The organism is Phenylobacterium sp. (assembly GCF_036263695.1).
Taxonomy (GTDB): Bacteria; Pseudomonadota; Alphaproteobacteria; order Caulobacterales; family Caulobacteraceae; genus Phenylobacterium.
Window position 1 is genome coordinate 1 of the sequence record NZ_DATAGM010000196.1, and the last position, 3,860, is coordinate 3,860.

Here is a 3,860-nt window from a genome sequence, read left to right on the forward strand (position 1 = left end):
CTCTTATTGGGCTGGGCGGCGAGGATCACATCCTCCACCACCCGCTCCTCCGGAATGCCGCGGGCCCTGGCCTGGTCGCCGATCTGGGCCTCGACGAGGGGCGTCTTCACATAGCCCGGGCAGATGGCGTTGCAGGTCACCCCGTTGCGGGCGAGCTCGAGGGCGATCGACTTGGTGAATCCGACGATCCCGTGCTTGGCCGCCACATAGGCCGACTTGAACGGCGAGGCGACGAGGCCGTGGGCCGAGGCGAGGTTGACGATCCGCCCGCGCCCCTGAGCCTTCATGATCGGGACTGCGGCCCGCGTAGCGTAGAAGGCCGAGGAGAGGTTGATGGCGATGATCGCCTCCCACTTCTCCGGCGGGAACTCCTCCACGGGTGAGACGTGCTGGATGCCGGCGTTGTTGACCAGAATGTCCAGGCGGTCGAATTCGCGCCAGGCGCTGTCCACCAGGTCGGCGATCTCGTCCGGCTTGGTCATGTCGGCGCCGTGGTAGACGACCTTGACGCCCGTCCGCTCCTCGAGCGCGCGCCGGTCGTGCTCGATCTTGGCCGGGTCGCCGAAGCCGTTGATCACCAGGTTGACGCCCTGCTCGGCGAGGGCTGCCGCCATCGCCTGGCCGATGCCGCTGGTTGAGCCGGTGACGATCGCCGCCTGACCCTTGAGGCCGTAGTCCATGCTCAACTCTCCTTCACGGCTCCCGCCGGCGGCGGCTGCGGCCGCGCGAACGTCCATTCCTCGGCGCTGGAAAGATCCTCGCGGAAGCGGTACCCGGCCACGTCGAATGACTTGAGCTTCTCGGCCTTCTCGATGCGGTGATCGATGGCGTAGCGGGCCACCATCCCCCGCGCTCGCTTTGCGTAGAAGCTGATCACTCGCGCCTCGCCGTCCTTCTCCTCCAGGAAGCGGAAGGTGACCACCGGGGTCTCCAGCGCGGCGAGATCGACCGCGCCGAAATACTCCTGGCTGGCCAGGTTCACGACCGTACGGTCCTTGTGGCCGCGCGAGGCCTCGTTCAGCGCCTTGGCGATCTTCTCGCCCCAGAACTTGTAGAGGGTCGGACCCCGCTTGGTCTTCAGCCGCACGCCCATCTCCAGCCGGTACGGCTGGATGGCGTCGAGGGGCCGCAGCACGCCGTAGAGACCCGAAAGGATGCGCACGTGGTCCTGCGCCCAGGAGAGCGCGCGTCGGTCCAGCTCGCGCGCTTTCAGGCCCAGATAGACATCGCCGTTGAACGCCAGCGCCGCCTGCAGCCCCTCCTCCGAGGCCGGGTCGAACGCCTGGAAGCGCTCGCGGTTCAGCTTGGCGAGGTCGTCGGAAAGGCTCATCAGCCGCTTCAGGTCAGCGGCCTTCAGCTTGGCCGTGACCTTGGTCAGCTCGGCCACGTCCTCCATCAGCTCCGGCGTGCTCACCGGAAGCTGCGCCTTCGGCCGCTCGAAGTTCAGCGACTTGGCGGGCGAGAGCACCATCAGCATGGCGGCTCTCTTGGCGCGAGACTCAGGGGAAGGGAAGCCCCCTCGACAGCGCGCGGGGCGGCTAGAACAGCACCCGTGGGTTCATGATCCGCTTGGGGTCGAGGGCCTGGCGGACGGCGCGCTGGGCGGCGACCTCGACGGGGCTCTTGTAGCGCAGGGCCTCGGCGGTCTTCATCGAGCCCAGCCCGTGCTCGGCGCTGATCGAGCCGCCCAGTCGGGCCACGATGTCGTGGACGATGCGCGAGCCCTCGTCGCGCCTGGCGGAGTGGGCCGCGTCGTCCCCGCCGTCGGGCCGCAGGACGTCGTAGTGGATGTTCCCGTCCCCCACGTGGCCGAAGGCGCAGATCCGGCAGCCGGGGGCGAAGCGGACCATCGCCTCGGAAGCCTCGCGCAGGAAGGTGGCGACCTCGCTGACCGGCACCGACACATCGTGCTTCCAGGTGGCGCCTTCCGGCTTCTGGGCTGGCGACTGGTTCTCGCGCAGGGACCAGAAGGCCTTCGCCTGGGCCTCCGTCTGGGCGACGGCGGCGTCTTGCACCAAGCCCGCTTCGAGGGCGCCCGCCAGCAGCCGCTCCATCGCCGCCTCGGCCGAGCCGGGCTCGCCGGAGGTGATTTCGATGAGCGCGTACCAGGGATGGACGCCGTCCAGCGGGTCCCGCTGGCCGGCGATGTTCCTCAGGGCGAACTCCACCCCGATCCGGCTCATCAGCTCGAAGGCCTCGACCGCCCCACCCGCCTCCTCCTTGGCCCGAGCCAGCAGCCGGATCGCGTCGTCGGCGCTGGCCAGCCCCGCCATCGCCGTAGCCCGCGAGGCCATCAGCGGGAACAGCTTCAGGCTGGCGGCGGTGACGACGCCCAGCGTCCCCTCGGCCCCGATCAGCAGCTGCTTGAGGTCATAGCCCGTATTGTCCTTGCGCAGCCGCTTGAGGCCATTCCACACCTCGCCGTTGGGCAGCACCGCCTCCAGCCCCAGCACCAGCTGGCGCGTGGTCCCATAGCGCAGCACCTGGGTGCCGCCGGCGTTGGTGGAGACCACTCCGCCGACCGTCGCCGAGCCTTCCGAGGCCAGCCCCAACGGGAACCGGCGCCGATGCTGCGCCGCCGCCTCGTGCACCGCCGCCAGCGTCACGCCCGCCTCGGCGACGATCACGTCGTCGAAAGGATCGAGGTCGCGGATCGCGCGCAGTCGCTCCGTTGAGAGCAGGATCTCGCCCTGCGGGATCTGGCCACCCACCAGGCCGGTGTTGCCGCCCTGAGGCGTGATCGGCACGCCGGCTTCGAAGCAGATCCCCACCACCGCGGCCACGTCCTCGGTGGTCCTCGGCAGAGCCAGGAAAGGCGTCGTCCCGTGCCAGCGGTCCCGCCACTCCAACAGCTTCGGCGCGAGGCGTTCGGGATCCTGGCTCCATCCGTCCGCGCCGAGAACGGCTTTCAGGCGGGAGAGGACGTCGGCGGGCACGGGCGCGGTCATGGGCGCCAGTGTAGCGCCTCGTGCGCGCCTGCGGGACTACTTGATCTTGATGCCCACTGGCCCCTCGGCGCCCTGGACCTCGAAGGCGTCGCCGCTCTTCTTGTCCTTCGGGTAGACGGTGCAGGTCTCCTCCGGCTGGACGGTGGACTTGGTGCACAGCTTGTCGCCGTCGATTCGCCACTCGCCGGTGATCTGGCCGTCCATGGCGCTGAACTTGCCGTCCGGGGTGTAGTCTACCTCAATGTCCATGCCCTGAATGTTGAGCACGATGCCCTTGGTGGTGACCTCCTCGAGCGTACCGGCCAGGGCCGGCGTCGCCAGCGCCAGGAGGGCGGCGGCGGTCAGAAGCGTACGCATGGCGATCCTCTCCCCGTTGAAGGCCGCATGGCGCCACAACTTGCGAGGGTCCGGCAAGCAAATATTGGAAGGTGCAGTATGTCGAGGAGAGCAACGGCGAAGCCGACTTTCGCCGCCGGGCCGATCTCCTATGGTGGCGACAAACATGTCCAGGAGAGGAAGCCCATGACCCCGCTCGTCACCACCTCCGACGCCGGCCACGTCCGCACCATCACGCTAAACCGGGCCGCGAAGAAGAACGCCCTCTCGCAGGAGCTGGCCTGGGGGGTGGTCGAGGCGGTGGACGAGGCGGCCAAGGACGACAACGTCTGGGTTGTGGCGATCACCGGCTCCGGCGACGCCTTCTGCGCGGGCCTGGATCTCTCCGGATCGGACTCCTATTCGCCCTGGCCGGCGATGACCGCCCAGCTGGACGACATCGGCTGGGTCGGCCACTTCCTGCTCTCCATCCGCAAGCGGTGCGACAAGCCGGTGGTCGGCGGGATCAACGGCGTGGCGGTCGGCGCGGGGCTGGGCCTGGCGATGAGCTGTGACGTGCGGCTGATCGCCAAGAGC

Annotated in this window: 5 protein-coding genes; 1 reads left to right on the plus strand and 4 read right to left on the minus strand. The window is 69.0% G+C overall.

Annotated elements, in window-relative coordinates:
- The 4 genes from VHK87_RS08010 to VHK87_RS08025 all read right to left on the minus strand — a co-directional run.
- A partial coding sequence (locus VHK87_RS08010; RefSeq protein ID WP_329634380.1) for a 3-hydroxybutyrate dehydrogenase occupies positions 1-686 on the minus strand: 686 nt, incomplete at its 3' end.
- Complete coding sequence (yaaA, locus tag VHK87_RS08015) at positions 683-1,477, minus strand: peroxide stress protein YaaA (RefSeq protein WP_329634381.1); 795 nt, start codon at positions 1,475-1,477, stop codon at positions 683-685. The genes VHK87_RS08010 and yaaA, both read right to left, overlap by 4 nt.
- 61 nt (positions 1,478-1,538) lie before the next feature.
- On the minus strand, positions 1,539-2,948 hold the full coding sequence (locus VHK87_RS08020; RefSeq protein WP_329634382.1) for an FAD-binding oxidoreductase: 1,410 nt from the start codon (positions 2,946-2,948) through the stop codon (positions 1,539-1,541).
- 36 nt (positions 2,949-2,984) lie between these two features.
- Complete coding sequence (locus VHK87_RS08025) at positions 2,985-3,305, minus strand: hypothetical protein (RefSeq protein ID WP_329634383.1); 321 nt, start codon at positions 3,303-3,305, stop codon at positions 2,985-2,987.
- 165 nt (positions 3,306-3,470) lie between these two features.
- Here VHK87_RS08025 and VHK87_RS08030 point away from each other — a divergent pair.
- Positions 3,471-3,860: enoyl-CoA hydratase/isomerase family protein (locus tag VHK87_RS08030; protein WP_329634384.1), on the plus strand; the 390-nt coding region annotated here is incomplete at its 3' end.